This is a genomic window from Parasphingorhabdus cellanae, assembly GCF_017498565.1.
Lineage (GTDB): Bacteria > Pseudomonadota > Alphaproteobacteria > Sphingomonadales > Sphingomonadaceae > Parasphingorhabdus > Parasphingorhabdus cellanae.
Map to the genome: position 1 here is coordinate 2,648,388 of NZ_CP071794.1, position 20,379 is coordinate 2,668,766.

A 20,379-nucleotide genomic window follows, 5' to 3' on the forward strand; every position below is an offset into this window, starting at 1 on the left:
CGGTTGATTTTACCACGTCACTTCCCCATTCGAACCTGTGTATGCAGATGTCAGCTGATCCAATATTTCATTGATATCATCGCTCAATATCAACTGTTCGCGGCGCGCTGAGGACATAAACCCATGGCCCGCGACATTGTCCAAAAACATTGTGAGAGAATCCCAGTAGCCATTGACGTTGAGCAGCCCGATCGGCTTGCCGTGATATCCCAGTGCTTTCCAGGTCCATGCTTCAAACAGTTCATCCAACGTCCCGATTCCGCCAGGTATGGCAACAAAACCGTCGGTAAGTTCCGTCATTTTTGCTTTGCGCTCATGCATGGACGTAACGACGTGCAGCTCAGTCAGCCCGGTATGAGCGACCTCATGATCTTTCAGCATTTCAGGAATAACGCCGTAAACTTTCCCGCCACCATCAAGCACTGCATCGGCAATAATACCCATTAGGCCGAGACGTCCGCCGCCAAAGACCAGATCGATGTTCCGCTGAGCCATGATCTGGCCCAATTTTTTTGCTGTCTCGGCGAAAACGGGGTCCCCCCAGCGCTCGCGCCACAATAAACCGCTAGTCTTCGCACAGATTCCCCTTTGGACCGACCTTCGCCCCCAGACGTGTCCAGCTAGCTAAGCCAGAACTTTATTGATTCCTCCCTAGAGGAAAATCGTGGAGAGTCACGATTCCTTTTTTCCTGTTTGTTTTTGATGCTTTTTTTTCCGTCGTGACCACGCTAGGCAATGAAGATGACAGCAAACTCAGAAACAAAGCACATCCCACGCGGCCTCTTCGTCATTTGCGTTCTCTATGGCGGAATGGCTAGTCTGGCAGGAATTTTGGGCAACAAACTAGTGGCGCTGGGGCCATTGGCGGTTGAAGCAGGCATATTCGCTTTCATCCTGCTGGTGGTGCTGGCAGGAGCGGTGGCCGAGGTTTATGGACGTGCCACGGGCAATCGAATAGTTGTGTTCGGATTCGTTCCGATCATCGTGTCGATGATATTAATCCAGCTAGTTCTGGCCTTGCCGCCAGCGTCATTCTGGGAAGAAGAAAAGCGCGTTGCCTTTGACATCATTCTCAATCAATCGACCCGGCTGATGTTTGCAGGGATTATCGCCTACGGCACATCCCAATTGCTCAATGTTTTCATCATCACCCGGCTGAAAGGAGAAGGCGGCAAGCTGTTATGGCTGCGAAGCATGATTGCCGGGGTTGTTAGCCAAGCGGTTGATACCGTTATTTTTATCACCATCGCTTTTTATGGAGTGGCGCCATTGATGAAAATCATGCCGGGGCAACTGTTGGCAAAAGTCATATTATCTGCTGTGTTCGTGCCGCCGCTGGTCTACGGCATTGTACGATTGGCCAAGCGGCTTGATGCGGAGTGAATTTCGGCAAGCTCTGCCTGTTCGGGTTGCTGACGGTAATCACTGCATGCTCGGCCCCGGCTGAAATACCAGAGCCATCCCCGGGCACGAATGTCGTTGCGGTAATAGGTGCGGTCCATGGACAACATAGACGCAGCGAGAGTTATTCACTGACGGTATTGCGCGCTGCGATTACCAAGTTTGATCCTGAGATTATCATGGTTGAACTGCCGACTGAGCGTTTTTCCAAGGCATCAGCTAACTACCAACAGTTTGGTGAAGTGCGGGAAAGTCGCGCTGATGATTTTCCGGAACTGATTGATGTCGTTTTCCCGCTGCGTGAGGCGTTGGATTTTGAAATGGTCCCAGTTGCAGCATGGACACAGAACATCGCGGATGATCGGCGTGCGACTTTGGCTCGGGTGAAACAAGATCCGTCTCGAGCGAAAGATTGGGCGGCGCATCAAGCTGCTATTACTACCTACAACCAAGCCGTCCGCGGGCGTTCAGATGACCCGTTGTTCATTCACAGTCAGGCCTATGACAACGCCGTAAAAGCGCGGCAGGAGAGTTATGAAAAGCTGTTCGGTGATGATCTGGGAGCAGGCGGCTGGCAGACTATCAACGCGGCCCATTTTCAGAAAGTCGCTGCGGCTCTGGATGATGTAAAAGGTCAGGAGAAGCGGATTTTGATCCTCTATGGTGCTTGGCACAAATATTGGTTTCTGGAGCAATTGGAGACACGCGACGATATTCAGTTGATCAATGCTGCCGAGCTGTTTTCTGGCTAAATTCTGGGATTTTTCTGGTTTTCCGTCGCCAATATTTGCGGTGTGTCGATATCCAGCAAGCTGCCGTCGGGCGCTGCAACACGATATGCTGTTTGTAACAGTTTTCTGGCACCGTGATCCCCCTGTAAATCCTGAAGGGTCCCAAATTCGCTAGATGGGAAAATAGCAGGTGGCATCGCTTTATCGCCTTCGCCTGATGCAATGATCTTTTGGTGGTCATGATCGTCAAAAGCCCGAGACAGCTTCTGGATATGCTGATGAACGATATAGGGCATGTCAGCCAGACAGACGTATAGCGCGCTGGCACCGTATTTCATTGCGTGCTGTGCTGCGCACCGCACTGACGCCGACTGCCCCTCTGCGGCATGTTCGTTGAGAATGATATCATAGCCCATTGCTCTCCAACCAATGGCGCAGGGATGGCCTGGATCAGATGCGATGATGGTGCGGCGATCAAAAGCTATTCGGGTTAAGGTGTCAGCGGCATGGAGACCCAGCATCCTACCATGCAGCAATGCGGTCAGCTTGTCTTGATCACCAAATCTGCGCGATTGGCCGGCAGCGAGCACGGCCAACATGATCTCATTGTCTGCTGCTTCGCTCAATTAGCGGAAACATCTTCAATATAGGCGATAATGGCTTCGCGCCGTCCGGCGTCGGTGATAGCACCGGCCATCATCGTGGTGCCGGGAACCCTGGCGGCAGGATTTGCGATGTAGCTGTCCAATTCTTCTTTGGTCCAAGTGATCCCTGAAGATGCCAGCGCATCGGAATAGGCGAAACCATCGACACTGCCAGCAGCTTGACCGATAATGCCATGGAGATTCGGGCCGACCTTATTGGCACCGCCCTCGTCGATACCGTGGCAAGCGAGACAGGAATTGAAGGCCGCTTTACCAGAAGCGATCAAGCCGCTGTCCGGTGCGCCAACGGGATCGGCTGCTGCACCGGGTTCGCGAACAACAATCTGTTCAGTGGGTCCCGGCGCGGGGTCGGTCCCGCAAGCGGCTAGCGCCATTACCAAAACCGGAGCGGATGCGCGAAGCACTGCTTTCATCATTTTTTCCTTACAAATGCCGGCACGAACGGCCTTAAGCGAAATCCACTTTGCTCAACGGCAGCTCTCGAACGCGGTTGCCGGTGGCGGCAAAAATGGCGTTGGTTACGGCCGGGGCGAGCGGCGGCAGTCCGGGTTCTCCGGCTCCGCCCAAACGCTTGTGGTCGCCGTTGATAATTTCCACATCCACTTCCGGCATCTCGTTGATGCGCAAGATCGGATAATCATGGAAATTGCTCTGTTGAACAGCGCCATCCTTGACCGAGATTTCGCCGTAAAGCGTGGCGGTCAGGCCATAGGCTACACTGCTTTCCATCTGGGCGGCAAAACCGTCGGGATTAACAGCAAAACCAGGGTCAGCCGCGACGTAGATTTTTGTCACCTTGGGTTTCTTGCCGGTCATATCGACTTCGGCCACTTCCGCCACAATGGTGCCAAAAGACGGGACAAAGGCAATGCCGCGTCCGTGGCCTTCGGGTAGTGGTGTGTCCCAACCGGCCATTTCCGCGGCCTTGTCCAGAACCGCCAGATGGCGCGCTGACCCCGCGAGCAATTCGCGGCGATAGGCATAGCCATCCTTGCCTGCTGCATGGGCTAGTTCGTCGACAAAGCTCTCGATGAAATAACCATGTTGGCTATGATCCACCGACCGCCATGGACCGAAGCGCAAATGGGTTGGCACATCAATTTTACGGATCTTGTGATTGGCGATATTATAGTAAGGCACAGTCGGCGCTTCTTGCGGATCGAACAGGTGGGTATGGATATTGCTCCAGCTCACTGCCTTGCCATTTTCGTCCAGACCGGCCTGGAACCGGCTCGTGGCCGACGGGCGATAATGATCCTGCATCGTATCTTCTTCGCGCGACCAGATCATCTTCACCGGATATTGCGTTGCCTTGGCAATGCGTGTGGCCATGATAATCGCGTCATTTTCCGACCGCCGACCGAACCCGCCGCCAAGATAAGCGTTGTGATAGGTTACAGCATCCATATCAATGCCCAGCGTGTCCGCCGCCGCTTTGCGGGCCATCAGCGGTGCTTGGTGACCAGACCAGACGTCGCATTTCCCGTCCCGCACCCAGGCGGTACAGTTCATTGGTTCCATTGCGGCATGGGCGAGGAAGGGTACTTTATATTCCGCTTCGACTTTCGTCGCCGCACCCGCAAAAGCCTCCGTGACGTCGCCTTGCTCGGTCTCGACATCGCCGCCATCATCGCCGGCCTCATCCAGCACCGTTGCGTAGCGCGCAAACAGGGCATCCTGATTGAGCGCGTCACCCTCGGTCTTGGAATATTTTGCGTCGATCGTGCCAAGCGCCTGCTGCGCTTGCCAATACCCATCGGCAACCACAGCGATAAAATCACCCATGTTCAGGATTTGCAAAACGCCGGGCATGGTTTTGGCGGTCTCGACGTTCATCGATTCAACCGTTGCGCCGACGACCGGTGCTGCCTTTACCGCAGCATATTTCATGCCGGGCAGGTCCGCATCAATGCCAAATAGTGCTGTGCCATCGGACTTGTCTGGAATATCATGGCGGGCCATGGCCTTGCCCATCAGCTTATAGTCTTTGGGCGATTTCAGCTTGGGCTTGTTCGGAAGGCCCTGTTCGGCTGCAGCGGCGGCAAAATCTGCAAATGGCGCTGATTTACTGCTCTTGTCGTGCAGGATCATGCTGTTTTCGGCGCGCAATTCACCGGCGGGAACATTCCATTCCTCTGCCGCTGCCGCGATCAGCATTTCCTTGGCAGCTGCGCCCGCCACCCGCATCGCGCGCTGACCGGTTCCGCGAACCGAGAAGCTGCCGCCGGTAATTTGCAGATTCATGGCGGTTGCCAGTTGCAAGAAGGTACCGCCAACGGTTGGCTCCAATATGGCTGGGACTTCCAAATTGGGAGCGAGGAATTCGCGGCCAATATCATGGGAAACATATTTCTTGTCGGCCGGAGCTTCGAGGATTTTGACCTTGCTCCAGTCCGCATCCAGCTCGTCGGCCAGCATTTGCGCCAGTGATGTGAAAACGCCCTGACCCATTTCGACATGGGGAATGATGGCCGTGACAATATTGTCTTTATCAATCTTAACCCAGGCGTTGATGAGTTGTTCGCCGTCTCTTTTGGCGAGCATCGGGCTGAGCCGCTCCACCGGGTTGTCGGGGCGTACCGCGACACCGACAACCAATGCGCCGCCAGCAACCACACCGGCACCGATGAAGGCGCGGCGAGTCCATTTGCCTTTTTTGGGTGCTGTTTTAGAAGACTTGGTATCCGCCATGATCAGGCCTCCTGCGTTTCAGAGGATGCACCCGCGGCGGTTTTGATCGCCTTGCGTATCCGCACATAGGTACCGCAGCGACAGATATTGCCCGCCATGGCGGCATCAATCTGTTCGTCCGTGGGATTGGGGGTTTTTTTCAGCAAAGCAGTGGCCGACATGATCTGACCCGACTGGCAATAGCCGCATTGGGCCACTTGCTGGTCAACCCAGGCTTGCTGAACCTTGCTAAACGTGCCGTCTTCGTCGGCCAGACCTTCGATCGTGGTGATCGCTTTGCCATCAGCTTCGGAAACCGGAGTGGAGCAGGACCGGATCGGCTTGCCATCCAGATGCACGGTGCACGCCCCGCAAAGCGCAACACCGCAACCAAATTTGGTGCCGGTCATTTTCAAGTTTTCGCGGACTACCCACAATATCGGCGTTGCGGGATCGACATCGACCTCTTTCGCCTGACCGTTAACGTTCAGTGTAATCATGGAAGCCTCACCCGTTGGAATTCGATATCATTCTGCAACCTATACCTGATGGTATGGGGTTCGCCAAGTGGCACTATAGGACAGGGTTTGTTCAGGCAAAAATATCGGAAAGCGTGTCGGTAAAGGGGCCTTCTTTCACGGTGCGCAGTTCAACATATAGAGCGGCCACGCCCGCGGCCTGAACGGCTGCAATGGCGGTCTCGGCGATGATGGTCAGGAAAACCGATGCGGTGCTGTTAAAAAAGCCAAGCCCTTCGGCCATGCCGGACAATATCCCCGAAGCAATCATAAAGATGATCATCAACAGAAACATCATACCCTTGGATCCGGAGGCCAGTTCGGCGCTGCGCTTGAGTGAATCTGTGATCCCGAGATTTTCGATCACCATCACGGGTGCCGCGACCATCCACATCAGGAATAAAATGACGCCGGGAACAATGAACAGGACAAGCCCCAGCATGATGCCCAACAACGATAAAATCGCCAATCCGATGAGCGGTAGAAAGCGCTTCATTGCTTCTGCAAAGCACAGGCCGATATCAACATCCTGACTGCGCATGTCGCGGACAGTTGCCACGATCAACATGGCTTGGAGCAAGATCGTCAGGGTGAAATAAACGAAGAACATGCCGGTCCCAGCAAAGATAAATGTCAGCCAGTAATCATCGAAATCGGTAAACATTCCTTCTAAAAAAGGGGCCGCAAGACCATCGGGATTTAACGCAAAAAATTGCATCAACCCATAAGGCAGTCCCGCGACGATCAAAGATAGCCCCAAAAAGACAACCGGATGGCGCGCGATAACAGTAAAAGCCGCGCTCATTACGCGGCCGATATCAAATGTCATTATGCCCGAACCCCTTTTCGATAATTGCTGGTTTATTCCTGCTCTGTCCTTTTCTGTCAATCGATCCATGTTTTGTGAACAGGCTGACACAGGGCAATCTTGGCCCTTGCTCCTGCTCCCCGTTTCTGCAACATCGGAGACGTGGCAAAAAACGCAGTAGTACAGGGTAATGAAGAGAACGCTTCTTTTGACGCCGCATGGAAAGACGTGCGCGCTGATGAAGAAATTCAATTCACTAATATTACGCCCAAACCACCGGAAGAACCGCCCCAATGGTGGAAGGATTTTCTGGAATGGTTGGGCGAAGTACTTGCCCCTGCTGCTGAAGCGATGGCCGCAGCATGGCCGGTTCTACGGATCATATTAATAGTGCTGCTGGCTGCGGGTGTTTTGACGCTGCTATGGGTGATATTATCCCCTTATTGGGAGGAATGGCGCGGCCGCAAACCCAAGCAGGAAGAAGAATGGCGACCGGATCATGTCGCTGCCCGCCGATTACTGGAAGAAGCGGATGCTCTCGCTAGCAAAGGGCAGTTTGATGAAGCTGCGCATCTGTTATTGTTTCGTAGTATCGAGGATATAGAGAAGCGCCGTCCCGATCTGTTGCGCCCGTCTAACACGTCTCGCGAAATTGAACGGTTTGACAGCTTGCCCGAAACCGCGCGGGCGATGTTTGCCGTCATTGCAGATCATGTCGAGCGCGGTATTTTTGCCGCCACTCCTATTGGCGAAGAAGGCTGGACAGCTTCGCGTAACGCCTATGGCGAATTTGCCCTGGCCGACAGTTGGCGCAAGCCAAAGGCTGACGCGAGATGAGTGTGTTCCCATGAGTGTTCAGGCCAATCCGTTTAAACGGACGACGATCATCATCATGTTTGCCATTGGCTTCGCGGCCTTTATCGCGCTGCTCTATGGCTTGGGTGCTGGCGATCAATTGAGTTCGGGTAATAATGGCCGGGCGCACGGAGCATCAAACAGCCTGGTTGGCTATAAAGCTCTGGCCAATCTATTGGAAAAAACCGGCCGTGAAGTGCAATTTTCTCGCAGTGCGGCAGACATCGATAAGCCCGGACTGTTGATAGTGACGCCCAATGTTTATGCCGAAGCGGATAAACTCGCCGACGTCATACAAGAGCGCGCCTATGTCGGGCCGACCATGATTATCCTGCCCAAATGGAATGTTGCCACGACAAATCTGGTGGGAATGGAATCGAAAAAGGGTTGGGCGCAGCGCCTGGGTATCGTTGCGAGCGATTCCGGTGTGAAAATGCTGAGCGATATTGTCGACATAAAATTGCAAACCATCACTCCGGAACAAGACAACCAAGCGAATGAAGGAAAAAGTGAAGCAGTGATTGCTAGCGAGAGGCAATCCACAGAGTCGAAATTCAATATGTCTGAAATTGCCAGTTCCGCCGTGGGTGATCCGATTCCGGTGCCTGACATCCACATCACCATGACCGGTGACTATATGCGCAGCATTGTAGAAGATCCGGAAAATGGAGAATCGCTGATTGGCTATGTCGATGACGGGGGTGTTTATGACAGCCTGGAAAGTCTTGATCCGTCACAGATAACCGCCGACGATGAAATAGACGCGGCTTATTATCCCGTTGTGATCGTAGCTGATGCGGATTTGATGAATAATACCGGCATGGGCAATGAGCGTATTGCGCGCCACGCTTACGACCTCATCACAGCGCTTGAGGCGCAGACGGATGGTCCGATTATGTTCGATCTGACTTTCAACGGCCTTGGTTCTTCAGACAATCTGTTGTCGCTGGCATTCAAGCCGCCCTTTTTGTCGGCGACCATCTGTTTGATCATTGCTGCCTTGGCTGCGGCCTGGATAGCGTTTAACCGCTTCGGTCCGCCGGTACGGGAACGACGGAGCATCGATTTTGGCAAGGCTGCTTTGGTCAACAACAGCGCCGGCTTTATCCACAGAATGCAACGCGAGCATCTGGTTGCGGACCCTTATGGAGAGATGATCCGTAGCGAAGCTATCGATGCCATTGGCTTGTCGCCAAGTGCTAGCCGTGAAGACTTGAATCGCAAACTTGATATGCTGGGAGAGGTGCGCGGCAACCGTTTCACCGCTTTGCTCAATAATCTCAACCAGGCGCAAAATTCTCGCGAAACTGCGGAACATGCAGCCGCGCTTTATAATTGGAAAAAGGAACTCATCGGATGAACATTGGCGAATTGAAAACACTGGCGGATAATATCCGAACCGAGGTTGCCAAGGCGATTATCGGGCAGGAAGAAATTGTCGATCATCTTTTGATCGCGCTATTTTCCTCTGGCCATGTTTTGCTTGAAGGGCCTCCGGGAACCGCGAAGACGTTTCTTGCGCAATGTTTCTCCGCGACGCTCAGCCTGGATTTCGGTCGGATCCAGTTCACCCCCGATCTGATGCCCGGCGATATCGTCGGCTCTAACCTGTTCAATTTCCAGACCAGTACCTTCACCCTGACGCGCGGCCCGATTTTCTGTGATCTTTTGCTTGCCGATGAAATCAACCGTACACCGCCGAAAACCCAAGCCGCGATGCTGGAGGCGATGCAGGAACGTGCGGTAACGATTGACGGTGAGACCCATGATCTGTCTTCGCAGTTCATGGTGGTTGCAACCCAAAATCCAATTGAACAACAAGGCGTTTATCCGCTCCCCGAGGCGCAGCTCGACCGGTTTCTGTTCAAGTTGCTGATCGAATATCCTGATGCAGAGGAAGAGAAGAAAATCGTCACACAATATGGTGAACGTATTGGCGCACCAGGGCCTGCGGATTTCGGGATCAGCGCACAGGTGGATGAACAGACGTTGATGGCAGCGGCGGAAGTGGTGAAGTCGGTCAAGCTGGTGGAAGATGTGACCGATTATATTGTCCGGTTGGTGCGCGCGACCCGCGAAACGGCCGATTTGGAAAATGGCGCAAGCCCAAGGGCCGCGATAATGTTGGCCACGGCCGCGCGCGCAAGGGCGGCGATATCCGGTCGGGATTATGTGGTACCTGACGACGTAAAGGCGCTGGCGCCCTCTGTCTTGCGTCACCGCACCCTGTTGTCACCTGCGGCAGAGATTGAAGGCCGTCAGGTCGATACGATTATCGAAGCGTTAGTGGAACGAACGGAAGCACCGCGTTGATCTACCCGACCGCCCGTGCTGTTTTCCTGATCGCAATCGGGGCGCCTGTTGCTGCGGTGCTCGCGGCCATCATGCCGAACCTGTGGGCCATCGGTATCGCCTGGGCAGCTATGCTAGTCGTGCTTCTGGTGATAGACGGATTGATCGCCGCAAAGGCAGGGAATGTGCAATTGGCCGTTCCCAAGACAACCGAAATTGGCGCGCCGTTGGAACTCGGCGTGCAAGCGGAATTTGCGGGGTTGATGGCACCGCGCACGATCAGCGGAAATCTGGGCGTTGATGACCGTTTGTCAGACAATGGCCGGATCGCGTTTACGCTCGACAGATCTCAACCAAAAGAACGTATTTATAGCGGTGCTTCAACAACAACACCGAGCCGCCGCGGCACAGGGGATATCGGGAAACTCTGGCTACGCTGGAAAGGACCGCTGGGTCTCGCGTGGCGTCAAACTTCCAAGCAAAGCGATCAATCTGTCGCCGTCATGCCGAACATCTCGGCGGTGCGCAGCCCAACGGTCCAGATGTTCCTGCGCGATTCCATCTTCGGTCTTTTGGCCCGCAAATTTCGCGGCGAGGGAAGCGAGTTTGAAGCGCTGGCCGAATATCAACCGGGCATGGATCGGCGCAGCATCGACTGGAAAGGTTCTGCCCGGCACAGCAAATTGCTGGCCAAGGAATATGATACTGAACGCAACAACCAGATTGTATTCGCGCTGGATTGCGGATCGGCGATGTGTGAACCGATTGATGGCTTGCCGCGCATAGATCGCGCTGTTTCCGCTGCTTTGCTAACCGCCTATATCACTTTGAAATCCGGTGACCAAACCAGCTTGTTCAGTTTCGCTGCCAAGCCGGAACTGTCCACGCCCTTCCTGTCGGGTAGCCGGAATTTCTATCGCATGCAGCAGGATGCGGCGACCATTGATTATCGGCATCAGGAAAGCAATTATACCTTGGCTTTGTCGGCGCTTTCCAATCGTTTACAGCGGCGCTCATTGATCATCATTTTTACCGATTTCACCGATCCGACGAGCGCTGATTTGATGCTGGAAGCGGCCGGCCGGCTGATCGACAAGCATCTGGTTTTGTTTGTGGTGCTGGAAGATGAAGAGCTTTCTGAATTTATTAAAAAGCAACCTGAAAATGCCGAAGATGTGGCACGCAGCGTTACCGCACAAAGCTTGCTGGAGCAGAAGAAACTGGTCGTCACACGGCTGCAGCATATGGGCATTGATGTGATTGAAGGGCCTCACAAACATATCGGTACGCGGCTGATAAACAGCTATCTCAAGATCAAACGGCGAGGGGCAATCTGATGGCCAATATGGTAACAGATCCGACCGCCGAGCAGGCTATCGAGAACGCTGCCCTTAAAAGCGATCGCTTCCGGTTAGAACGGGAAGCGGATTGGGTGCGGCTTGAAGACATAGTCACGAAGATGGAGAAGGGCAAAGCCCGGCGATTAAGTGACGACGATGTGCTGGCGCTTCCCACGCTTTATCGCACCTTATTGTCGAGCCTTTCAATTGCGCGCGAAAGTTCACTGGATGCTGGATTAATCGATTATCTCGAAGGCTTGGCGCTGCGGTCCTATTTCATGGTTTACGGGACACAGACCAGCTTCGGACAGTGGCTTAAGGGCTTTTTCGGCGGCGGGTGGAGTCAATCAATCCGTGAAATCAAGGTCGATATCTGGATTGCATTATTTGTGATGATTGCCGGAACCTTGATCGGCTATGTCCTGGTCGCCGGTGACAGCGATTGGTATTATGCGCTGGTTCCCGGAAACTTTGCCGATACGCGCGTGCCTGGTGCCAGCGAAGCGGCGCTGCGCGAGACATTATTCAGCACCAAAGAACATGATGGGCTTGGCGTATTTGCCGCTTATTTGTTCAGCAACAACGCGCAAGTTGCGATCCTTGCCTTTGCGCTCGGTTTTGCTTTTGCGGTGCCGAGCATATTGTTGCTCATCCATAATATGGCGCTGCTCGGTGCCATGGTCTGGGTATTTGCGCAACGTGATTTGACGGTTGAATTTATCGGTTGGCTCTCGATCCACGGGACGACGGAATTATTCGCCATATTATTGGCCGGAGCTGCCGGCATACATGTCGGGCGCTCGATTGCCTTTCCCGGCGCTAAATCACATTTGAAGGCGGCCAGTGATGCCGGCAAACGCGCGGCTCTGGTCATGGCAGGTGTAGTGATAATGTTGATCTGTGCTGGATTGCTGGAAGGATTTGCGCGCCAACTCATCAATGATACTGGTCTGCGCTATCTGGTTGGCGGTACGATGCTGACATTCTGGCTGGTCTATTTCTTTGTCTTTGGCCGCAGCCGCGTGGAAACCGGGACATGAGTGCGACAACGACCGATCCGTGGACAAGACGATCCGCCAATCCCAAGCTGGACCGGGTTATGGTGTCACCAGAAGGCGTTCCGCTGAACGTGACCGTTGCTACAGCAGGCGCGCGTGCAGGCGCTCTGACGCTGGATATTATTATTATATTGGGTTTAATCCTCGGTGTGACCTTGCTGGGGTTACTGATTTTATGGGGCTTTGAATCCGCCTTTGGCGAGGGTCTCATACTGGAGGAAAGCGGCCCGCTCAGCGTTGTTGCGGTCCTCTGGATCATCGCGGTGTTTTTGTTCCGCAACGCCTATTTCCTTTATTTTGAACTCGGTGACCGTGCCGCCACATGGGGAAAGCGCGCCGTTGGTATCAGGGTTGCGGCCCGCGATGGCGGACGCCTGACAGCCGAAGCGGTCATTGCGCGCAATATCATCCGCGACATCGAACTATTCCTGCCCTTAATGTTTATCACGTCTGGAGAAGCCGAAGGAACGATGACGGACTTCACCGCTTGGGCGGGTTTTCTATGGGTGCTGATGTTTCTCCTTTTCCCTGTGTTTAACAAAGATCGGTTACGCTGCGGTGATTTGATCGCAGGGACCTGGGTGATCCAGAATGTGAAACGCAATCTGGGCGGGGTTGTCGCACCTTCCGCGGAAGCCATTGCTGATCCGGCCACCGGCACGACGACAACCCGTTACGAATTCTCGGATGAGGATCTGTCCGTCTATGGCGAATATGAATTGCAGACGTTGGAAAGCGTGCTCAGAACCGGGACCGACGAAGCCCTCGAGACAGTGACGAGCTCGATCTGCAATAAAATTGGATGGGAACCGGGCAGCGGTGATAAGCGGATATTTCTGGAATCCTATTATACTGCTTTGCGCGCCAAACTGGAGGGCGGGATGCGTTTCGGAAAACGGCGCAAGGATAAATATTCAGCCGATATTTAAGGAGTCGATTAAACGCGCCATCCATTCTGCGCTGTGAACCACAGGCGTGACTCCTGCTTGCCGTAGCGTCACCTGCTACGGCCTTTAGATCAGCTTGTTTTCTGCCGTTTTTGGCGTATGTTGGCGCCAAATTCATCATTGGAGAGTCGGTCATGAACTTGGAATTCACTGCAGAGGAAAATGCGTTTCGCGACGAAGTGCGCAGTTTTATCGAGAATAACTACCCGCAGAATATCGAACGTGCAGCGGTTCAGGACGACATGAGCCCTGAAGACATGACCGCTTGGCACAAAATTCTCGGCGAAAAAGGATGGTCGGTTCCAGCATGGCCGGAGCAATATGGCGGCACCGGCTGGACGCCGACGCAGCGCTATATCTGGTCTGAGGAAAATGCGCGGGTGAATGCCGTGATGCCATTGCCATTCGGCGTCGCGATGGTCGGCCCGGTTATCTACACATTCGGCAATGAAGAACAGAAAGCCAAGCATCTGCCCGGTATCCGCAGCGGCGATGTGTGGTGGTGTCAGGGTTATTCCGAGCCCGGTGCCGGATCTGATCTCGCATCGCTGAAAACAACTGCTGTGCGCGATGGCGACGACTATATCCTCAATGGCCAGAAGACTTGGACGACCTTGGCGCAGCATGCCGACTGGGGTTTCTTCCTGTGCCGCACCGATCCCGATGCGCCCAAGCCGCAACAAGGCATCAGCTTCATTCTGGTGGACATGAACACACCGGGCATCGAAGTGCGTCCGATCAAGCTCATCGATGGGGGCTATGAGGTCAATGAAGTGTGGCTCACCGATGTACGCGTGCCAGCAGAAAACCTGATCGGCGAAGAGAATAAGGGCTGGACCTACGCGAAATTCCTGTTGGCGCATGAACGTTCCGGCATTGCTGGCGTGGCGCGCTCCAAGCGCGGTGTCGAGCAGCTGAAAGAGATCGCTCAACATGAGATGCTCGACGGCGAGCCGCTGCTGCAGGACATGGGTTTTGCAACCAAGGTCAGCCAGCTGGAAATTGATCTCGCGGCTCTGGAAATTACCGAGCTCAGGACCTTGGCCGGCGAACAGGCAGGTAAAGGCCCGGGCCCCGAAAGTTCGCTCTTGAAAGTGAAGGGCACGGAAATTCAGCAGCGTCTGACGGAATTGACGCTAGAGGCGGTCGGCTATTACGGCACGCCCGATTTCCGCAGCTTCCCCGCCGATGGCTCGAACGATTTCCCGATTGGTCCGGACTATGCGCACAGCGCCGCTCCGACCTATTTCAACATGCGCAAGACATCGATCTATGGGGGATCGAACGAGATTCAGCGCAACATCATCACCAAAATGGTCCTCGGACTTTAGATCCAACCCGCAAATATAATAAGAAAGCGAAACTATGGATTTCAACTTTTCTGACGAACAAAATATGGTTCGTGACGGTATTTCACGGCTTGTTCGGGAACAATATGACTGGGATACGCGGCGCGCCGTAATATCCAGCGAGTCCGGCTGGCGCCCGGAATTCTGGGCACAGTTGGCGGAACTGGGCATGCTGGCCGCGCCTTTTTCCGAAGAAGATGGCGGCTTTGGCGGCGGTGCGGTCGAAACCATGCTGATCATGGAAGAATTTGGCAAAGGCCTGGTGGTCGAGCCATTTATTCCCAGTGTTGTCTGTGCCGGCGGTTTCCTGAAACATGCCGGAACGGCTGCGCAGAAAGAAGAATATCTCAGCGCGATCATTGCGGGCGAGAAGGTCTTTGCCTTCGCCTATGCTGAGCCGCAGGGCCGCTATGATCTGGCCAATCTGACAACTACGGCGAAGAAAGACGGCGACGGTTTCTCGCTCAATGGCCAAAAGGCAGTGGTGATCGGCGCACCCTGGGCAAGTCATTTTGTTGTCACGGCCCGCACCTCCGGCGGACAGTCGGATGTAGGCGGCGTATCAGTGTTCATCGTTGCAAAGGATGCCGAAGGCGTCAGTCTGCGCGATTATGCGACTGTCGATGGTCGCCGCGCTTCGGAGGTTTATTTTGAGAATGTTGCGGTGTCGGCAGATGCCCTGATCGGGGAACTGGATAACGGTCTGCCGCTGATCGAGACGGTTGTCGACGAAGCCACCGCAGCGGTCTGCGCAGAAGCCACCGGCGCTATGCAAGTGACCCACGCCATGACCTTGGAATATGCCAAGCAGCGCAAGCAATTTGGCGTGCCGATCAGCAGCTTCCAAGTGCTCCAGCACCGGATGGTCGATATGTTCATGGAATATGAGCAGTCAATTTCGATGTCCTATCTCGCGACAATCAAACTCGACGAAGACGAAGCGGAGCGCAAGCATGCGGTCTCGTCCGCCAAGGTTCGCATTGGCCAGTCGGCGCGCTTTGTCGGCCAGTCCGCGGTTCAGACCCATGGCGGCATGGGCGTAACCGATGAAACGGCGGTCGGCAGCTATTTCAAACGGCTTTCCATCATTGAAAGCGAATTTGGCAGCGTCGACCATCATATGCGGCGGCATATCAAGCTAACCGCAGCCGCCTAAAACAAATATCAAAGCCCTATCATAAAAGGGGGTGCGGTCACTCTGGCTGTGTCCCCTTTTTCACGTTATCTCTTCCTTTCTTTTAGAGGGGATGGCGATGGTTCAGCAGTCTGCCGCGGCGCCGGGCACTATGTATCGTTACTACATCCTGTTCGTGATGATGCTGACCTATATGTTCAACATCACGGATCGTATGGTGATGTCGATCCTGATCGAGGACATCAAAGCCGATTTTGTATTGACCGACACGCAAATCGGCCTGTTGGCAGGAACGGCTTTTACGGTTTTCTACGTTGTGCTGGGCATACCGGCGGGCCGTTTGGCGGACCGCACCAACCGTAAGAAAATGGTCGCCATTGCGGTCAGCTTGTGGAGCCTGATGACAGCGCTTTGCGGCGTCGCGACGGGCTTCTGGACGCTGTTTCTCGCCCGACTGGGTGTCGGTGTCGGGGAAGCAGGCGGTAACCCGCCAGCCATCTCTATTCTCACCAACTATTTTCAGTCCCATGAACTGTCCAGAGCGATGGGCATATTCTCCATCGGTGCGGTGCTTGGACCTGTAGTCGGATTTGTCGCAGGCGGCCTGCTTGCCGAAGCCTATGGCTGGCGCTGGACATTCATCATTCTCGGACTGCCGGGTGTGCTGCTCGGTGTGCTTATCTATCTGACGGTCCGCGAGCCCGACCGCAGCCAATTTTCAAAAGCTGTTGAGGATAAAGCCAAGGCGGAAACCCAGGAACCTTTTGCCACGACCATGGCTTCGCTTTGGAAAAATCGGATATTCATTCGTGTGGCCTTGGCCAACGCCCTGGCGGTCACCGCTTCTTACGCTTTTGCCATCTGGCTGGCGCCCATCCTGATCCGTAATTTTGAAATTCCAGTGTCGCAGGTTGGGATCTATCTTGGGATCGTCTGGATCGCGGGCGGTGTGCCCGGCATGATCATTGGCGGTTATGTGACGGACAAGCTGGCCCTCAAAAATCCGAAATGGCGGGCATGGTATAGCGCCATTGCGGTGTTACTTTCGCTGCCGCTTCTCTGTCTGTGCTTGCTGACCGATAATCTTTTGCTGGCGCTGGTCCTTTATGCGATAGGCTATGGTGTGCATTCATCCACACAGGGACCGGCCATTGCGATGATGCAATCGTCCGTATCTCCGACCGAACGCGGCACTGCCTCTTCCATCGCCAGCCTGTCCGCAACTTTTCTGGGCTATTTCATCGGTCCTGCGGTAGCAGGGGCTATCAGTGATCGATTGGCACCGGACTATGGCACCTTATCGCTCAACTATGCGGTTATTGGTATTACGATATTGAGCCTCACCTTGGCGATATTGGCTTATATCTATGCTGCCAGAGCAGTTACAGGAGCACCGCCTAAGTCCGCTTGATCAGCCTTCAACCATGATCCACCACCCACTAAAGGGGCGGGGCTTGTCGCCATGTTTCGGATAGCTGAGATGTCCATCAATGCGATAACCGCCATAATCATAGCGCAATTCGGGAATGGGACTGGCTGGCTCAAATAGAACGCGGTAGGCGCGATCAGGATGTTCGCGGTCACCCGACGCGTCCTTATATTCCAACAGACCGCGATATTCCGTGCCATCAGACATTTGCAATACCGCTGCACTGGCGCAACGCTCCGGCGGGAACTCCATCGCCTTGTTTAGCGGTGTGTCATCGACGGCCAGTATCATCCAATGGGCTGTTTCGTTCTTCTCCGCCTGGGTGCCGGTCATCGTCAGGATGCGAAATATATCGCCAGACCGCGACAAGCCAATTTGCTCTTTTTCGGTAAGCGGTTTGCGATCCCCGCAATCGGTTGAGGCGCTATATTGATCATAGCGATAGCCTTCACTACCCGCCGCTTGTCCCGGTCCGGCCATCGCGAGCCCCAATAAAATCGACCCGGCAATCATGGTCTTGCCGCGAACCATTATAACAACAATCCGCCGTCTGCGATCAGCGTCTGCCCCACAACATAGCTGGCCAGCGGTGATGCCAGAAACAGTGATAGCCCTGCCATATCTTCGGGATCGCCAATCCGGCCAACCGGGATATTCCGGATTGTTGCTTCCCGGCGTTTCGGATTTTCCGTTGTCACCGCCGTCATCTTGGTGGCGATCAGGCCAGGCGCGATGCCGTTCACACGGATGCCATCTGGAGCCCACGCTTTGCCAAGTGTTCGGGTCAATCCCATCGCTCCGGTTTTTGATGCATTATAGGCGGGGTTACCAACGGTCGCGTGAAAGGCGGCGGTCGAGCTGATGATGATTAGCGAACCTTTGGCCTCTTTGAGCAGATCATGAAATTGTCCGGCAAAAGTCATCAGGCTGTTGAGATTGACCTGTATCACCTTGGCAAAATTGTCCGGTTCAAATTCCTGCCGCTTGTAGAGCACCATGCCTTGCGAACAGATCAGTACATCCAGCGTGTCGAACGTCTGGCGATAGGCCGCAATGGCTCCATCATCGGCGGCATCGACTTGGGCATAATGCAGGCCTTCCAGATCAGAGCCCTCGTCCTTGGAATAATCATCTGGCCCCGCGCGCGTGCCCGTAACATGAACCTGCGCCCCGCATGCGCGAAAGGCCTGCGCGGTGGCATTGCCTATCCCGCTGGAGCCGCCAATGACGGAAACTATCTTGCCTTCATAATCCAGTGCCTGATGATTTTGGGATGCGTCGACCATATCTATCCTCTTCTTTTGCCCCTATGCAAAGCGATATTGGCCGAGCCGATGGCGATGGTCTAGAGCCTATTGTGATAAGCATGTTCCAGAGGAGAAATCATGGACATTCCATTTTCACTGGCGGGCCGGACCGCATTGATCGCCGGGGCATCATCGGGCTTGGGCGCGCATTTCGCCGAACTGTTTGCAGCGGCAGGAGCCAATGTTGTGCTGGGTGCGCGGCGTATGGATCGCACGGCGGAAGTGGTGGAGAAAATAGTCGCAGCAGGAGGTAATGCCTTGGCCGTGCCCCTGGATGTCACCGATGAGGCATCGGTTGTCGCGGCCTATGATGCAGCCGAAGCCGAATTTGGTGTGGTGGATTCGATCATTGCCAATGCTGGCGTCAGCGCCGCTGGACGCTCCACCGATGTGCCGTTGGACCGTTTGCAGACTCTTATCGGAACAAATTTTACTGGCGTCTATGTGGTTGCCAGAGAAGGAGCCAAACGGCTTATTGCCAATGATAGCCGCGCCAAGGAAAATGGCCGGATCACGATCATTGGATCGATCACATCACGCCTGACAGGAGAGGGCGATAGCGCCTATGCCGCCAGCAAGGCGGGTGTCACGCATCTCGGTCGCAATCTGGCGCGGGAATGGGTGCGGCAGGGGGTGAATGTGAACACCATCCATCCCGGTTATATCGCGACGGAGATTCAAGGCGACTGGTATCAGACCGAAGGTGGTCAGAAACAAATCGCGGGTTTCCATCGGCGGCGGTTGCAGGACATGGCGTCGCTCGATGCGATGATGTTATACTTCTCATCCGATGCATCACAGTCGGTGACGGGTTCAGATATGGTTGTGGATGACGGCCAATCTCTTTGAGGCAGTCTTTATAGCGCGATAGTACCATGGGTGCGGCTGAACCGGCTATGATAGGTTTCGATAATCTCTGTTAGCGTGGAAAGGGCCAGCGTCGCCGGATCACGCGTAGATGGGATGATGCCTATTGGTGCTTTCATGCGTTTTATATCTTTATCGCTGACGCCAATGTCGCTGAGCAAAGTCTTGCGCGTGTCATGGGTTTTGAAACTGCCCATAGCACCGATGTAAAAGGCCGGGGATGCCAGCGCTTGTTTCATAAGCTCCGCTTCCCAATCATGATCGTGGAAATAGAAGATGCAGGCGGTCCATGGATCAGCCTGATAAAGATCGGTCGCCGCCGGTGTCTTGAGCAGGCTAGCGGTTCCGCCTTGTCCGGTGACACGCGCCACGATGTCGACATCAGGCGTCAATATTTCGCAGTCGAGGCCATAGGATGCCGTGAGATTGGCAAGATTCTCCACCACCGCGCCATGGCCGAGGATCACGATTTTTGCGGGAGGGACATGATTGACATGAACCCATGATCCTGCACGGATAACGGCTTGACCCTGTTCGGCTGGTGCGCTGGTTAGTGCGCCCGTCTCGCGATCCATGCTGATGGTGAAGGGCTGTCTTTCGGTAACCGCTTGGAACAGTTCTGCTGCAACGCGCGCATCGGGTAAGGGCGTAAAAAGCAAATCTATGCCGCCTCCGCAGGGCAGGCGAATGTCGAGATAAGGCGATCCCGCGCCAAAGCGGACTTCGCGGGGGCACCTGCGCTGATGCAATCCACCGCCTCCGCGATGACCGCAGTTTCAATACAACCACCCGAAAAGGAACCTGCCGCGCTGCCATCCGCTGCGACCGCCATATGCGCGCCGGGATTGCGGGTAGAGGCCCCTGTGACCGCCGTCAATGTCACAAGGGCGCAGTCCAGACCGGCCTCAGTCTTGTCTTTCAGAAACTGGAATATCGGAAATATATTGTTCAAGCGCGCCGCAATCTATTGTTTCCAATATGCTAGCGCAGTTTGGCAGATGCCTGCA

General features: G+C 54.5%; 22 protein-coding genes. 12 read left to right on the forward strand and 10 right to left on the reverse strand.

What is annotated here, in order from left to right; genetic code table 11:
* Positions 1-9 precede the first annotated feature (9 nt).
* Positions 10-495 (reverse strand): LOG family protein, encoded by a 486-nt coding sequence (locus J4G78_RS12755; protein WP_310737211.1) that lies wholly within the window; start codon positions 493-495, stop codon positions 10-12.
* A gap of 246 nt (positions 496-741) precedes the next feature.
* Here J4G78_RS12755 and J4G78_RS12760 point away from each other — a divergent pair, with 246 nt between their 5' ends.
* Both J4G78_RS12760 and J4G78_RS12765 read left to right on the forward strand, forming a co-directional pair.
* Positions 742-1,383, forward strand: coding sequence for a queuosine precursor transporter (locus J4G78_RS12760; protein ID WP_207986915.1), 642 nt, complete (start codon positions 742-744; stop codon positions 1,381-1,383).
* Positions 1,380-2,153 (forward strand): hypothetical protein, encoded by a 774-nt coding sequence (locus tag J4G78_RS12765; protein WP_207986916.1) that lies wholly within the window; start codon positions 1,380-1,382, stop codon positions 2,151-2,153. The genes J4G78_RS12760 and J4G78_RS12765 overlap by 4 nt, the downstream gene beginning before the upstream one ends.
* On the opposite strand, the gene J4G78_RS12770 is transcribed toward J4G78_RS12765, so the two are convergent.
* The 5 genes from J4G78_RS12770 to J4G78_RS12790 form a co-directional block, all read right to left on the reverse strand.
* The gene (locus J4G78_RS12770) at positions 2,150-2,758 is read right to left on the reverse strand and encodes a nucleotidyltransferase family protein (RefSeq protein ID WP_207986917.1); all 609 of its coding nucleotides are present in this window, start codon (positions 2,756-2,758) and stop codon (positions 2,150-2,152) included. The genes J4G78_RS12765 and J4G78_RS12770 overlap by 4 nt on opposite strands.
* Entirely contained in the window at positions 2,755-3,210 is a 456-nt protein-coding gene (locus tag J4G78_RS12775) for a c-type cytochrome (RefSeq protein WP_207986918.1), read from the reverse strand. The genes J4G78_RS12770 and J4G78_RS12775 overlap by 4 nt, the downstream gene beginning before the upstream one ends.
* Positions 3,211-3,244: 34 nt before the next feature.
* Positions 3,245-5,488 (reverse strand): xanthine dehydrogenase family protein molybdopterin-binding subunit, encoded by a 2,244-nt coding sequence (locus J4G78_RS12780; RefSeq protein WP_207986919.1) that lies wholly within the window; start codon positions 5,486-5,488, stop codon positions 3,245-3,247.
* 2 nt (positions 5,489-5,490) lie between these two features.
* Complete coding sequence (locus J4G78_RS12785; RefSeq protein ID WP_207986920.1) at positions 5,491-5,967, reverse strand: (2Fe-2S)-binding protein; 477 nt, start codon at positions 5,965-5,967, stop codon at positions 5,491-5,493.
* A 91-nt stretch (positions 5,968-6,058) separates the two neighbouring features.
* Complete coding sequence (locus J4G78_RS12790) at positions 6,059-6,814, reverse strand: hypothetical protein (RefSeq protein ID WP_207986921.1); 756 nt, start codon at positions 6,812-6,814, stop codon at positions 6,059-6,061.
* A 141-nt stretch (positions 6,815-6,955) separates the two neighbouring features.
* Here J4G78_RS12790 and J4G78_RS12795 point away from each other — a divergent pair, with 141 nt between their 5' ends.
* From J4G78_RS12795 to J4G78_RS12835, 9 genes are all read left to right on the forward strand, one after another.
* The gene (locus tag J4G78_RS12795) at positions 6,956-7,630 is read left to right on the forward strand and encodes a hypothetical protein (RefSeq protein WP_207986922.1); all 675 of its coding nucleotides are present in this window, start codon (positions 6,956-6,958) and stop codon (positions 7,628-7,630) included.
* 10 nt (positions 7,631-7,640) lie between these two features.
* Positions 7,641-9,008 carry a hypothetical protein gene (locus J4G78_RS12800; RefSeq protein WP_207986923.1) on the forward strand — a complete coding sequence of 456 codons (1,368 nt, stop codon included), beginning with the start codon at positions 7,641-7,643 and terminating at the stop codon, positions 9,006-9,008.
* Positions 9,005-9,961: an AAA family ATPase gene (locus J4G78_RS12805; protein WP_207986924.1), complete on the forward strand. Its 957-nt coding sequence runs from the start codon at positions 9,005-9,007 to the stop codon at positions 9,959-9,961. Before J4G78_RS12800 ends, J4G78_RS12805 begins: the two co-directional genes overlap by 4 nt.
* Positions 9,958-11,277 carry a DUF58 domain-containing protein gene (locus J4G78_RS12810; RefSeq protein WP_243457087.1) on the forward strand — a complete coding sequence of 440 codons (1,320 nt, stop codon included), beginning with the start codon at positions 9,958-9,960 and terminating at the stop codon, positions 11,275-11,277. Before J4G78_RS12805 ends, J4G78_RS12810 begins: the two co-directional genes overlap by 4 nt.
* On the forward strand, positions 11,277-12,320 hold the full coding sequence (locus tag J4G78_RS12815) for a stage II sporulation protein M (protein WP_207986925.1): 1,044 nt from the start codon (positions 11,277-11,279) through the stop codon (positions 12,318-12,320). Before J4G78_RS12810 ends, J4G78_RS12815 begins: the two co-directional genes overlap by 1 nt.
* Complete coding sequence (locus J4G78_RS12820) at positions 12,317-13,267, forward strand: RDD family protein (protein ID WP_207986926.1); 951 nt, start codon at positions 12,317-12,319, stop codon at positions 13,265-13,267. Before J4G78_RS12815 ends, J4G78_RS12820 begins: the two co-directional genes overlap by 4 nt.
* Positions 13,268-13,419: 152 nt before the next feature.
* On the forward strand, positions 13,420-14,616 hold the full coding sequence (locus J4G78_RS12825) for an acyl-CoA dehydrogenase family protein (protein ID WP_207986927.1): 1,197 nt from the start codon (positions 13,420-13,422) through the stop codon (positions 14,614-14,616).
* 34 nt (positions 14,617-14,650) lie between these two features.
* Complete coding sequence (locus J4G78_RS12830) at positions 14,651-15,790, forward strand: acyl-CoA dehydrogenase family protein (RefSeq protein ID WP_207986928.1); 1,140 nt, start codon at positions 14,651-14,653, stop codon at positions 15,788-15,790.
* Between the two features lie 97 nt (positions 15,791-15,887).
* The gene (locus J4G78_RS12835) at positions 15,888-17,180 is read left to right on the forward strand and encodes a spinster family MFS transporter (RefSeq protein WP_207986929.1); all 1,293 of its coding nucleotides are present in this window, start codon (positions 15,888-15,890) and stop codon (positions 17,178-17,180) included.
* Here J4G78_RS12835 and J4G78_RS12840 read toward each other — a convergent pair whose 3' ends face one another.
* The gene (locus J4G78_RS12840; protein WP_207986930.1) at positions 17,181-17,729 is read right to left on the reverse strand and encodes a hypothetical protein; all 549 of its coding nucleotides are present in this window, start codon (positions 17,727-17,729) and stop codon (positions 17,181-17,183) included.
* Positions 17,729-18,484, reverse strand: coding sequence for an SDR family NAD(P)-dependent oxidoreductase (locus J4G78_RS12845; RefSeq protein WP_207986931.1), 756 nt, complete (start codon positions 18,482-18,484; stop codon positions 17,729-17,731). The genes J4G78_RS12840 and J4G78_RS12845 overlap by 1 nt, the downstream gene beginning before the upstream one ends.
* Positions 18,485-18,583: 99 nt before the next feature.
* Between J4G78_RS12845 and J4G78_RS12850 the strand changes: the two genes are divergently transcribed.
* Positions 18,584-19,354 (forward strand): SDR family NAD(P)-dependent oxidoreductase, encoded by a 771-nt coding sequence (locus tag J4G78_RS12850; RefSeq protein WP_207986932.1) that lies wholly within the window; start codon positions 18,584-18,586, stop codon positions 19,352-19,354.
* Positions 19,355-19,362: 8 nt separating this feature from the next.
* Here the strand turns inward: J4G78_RS12850 and J4G78_RS12855 are convergent, their stop codons facing one another.
* Entirely contained in the window at positions 19,363-20,031 is a 669-nt protein-coding gene (locus J4G78_RS12855) for an XdhC family protein (protein WP_207986933.1), read from the reverse strand.
* Positions 20,032-20,033: 2 nt separating this feature from the next.
* Entirely contained in the window at positions 20,034-20,324 is a 291-nt protein-coding gene (locus J4G78_RS12860; protein ID WP_207986934.1) for an XdhC family protein, read from the reverse strand.
* Positions 20,325-20,379: the final 55 nt, after the last annotated feature.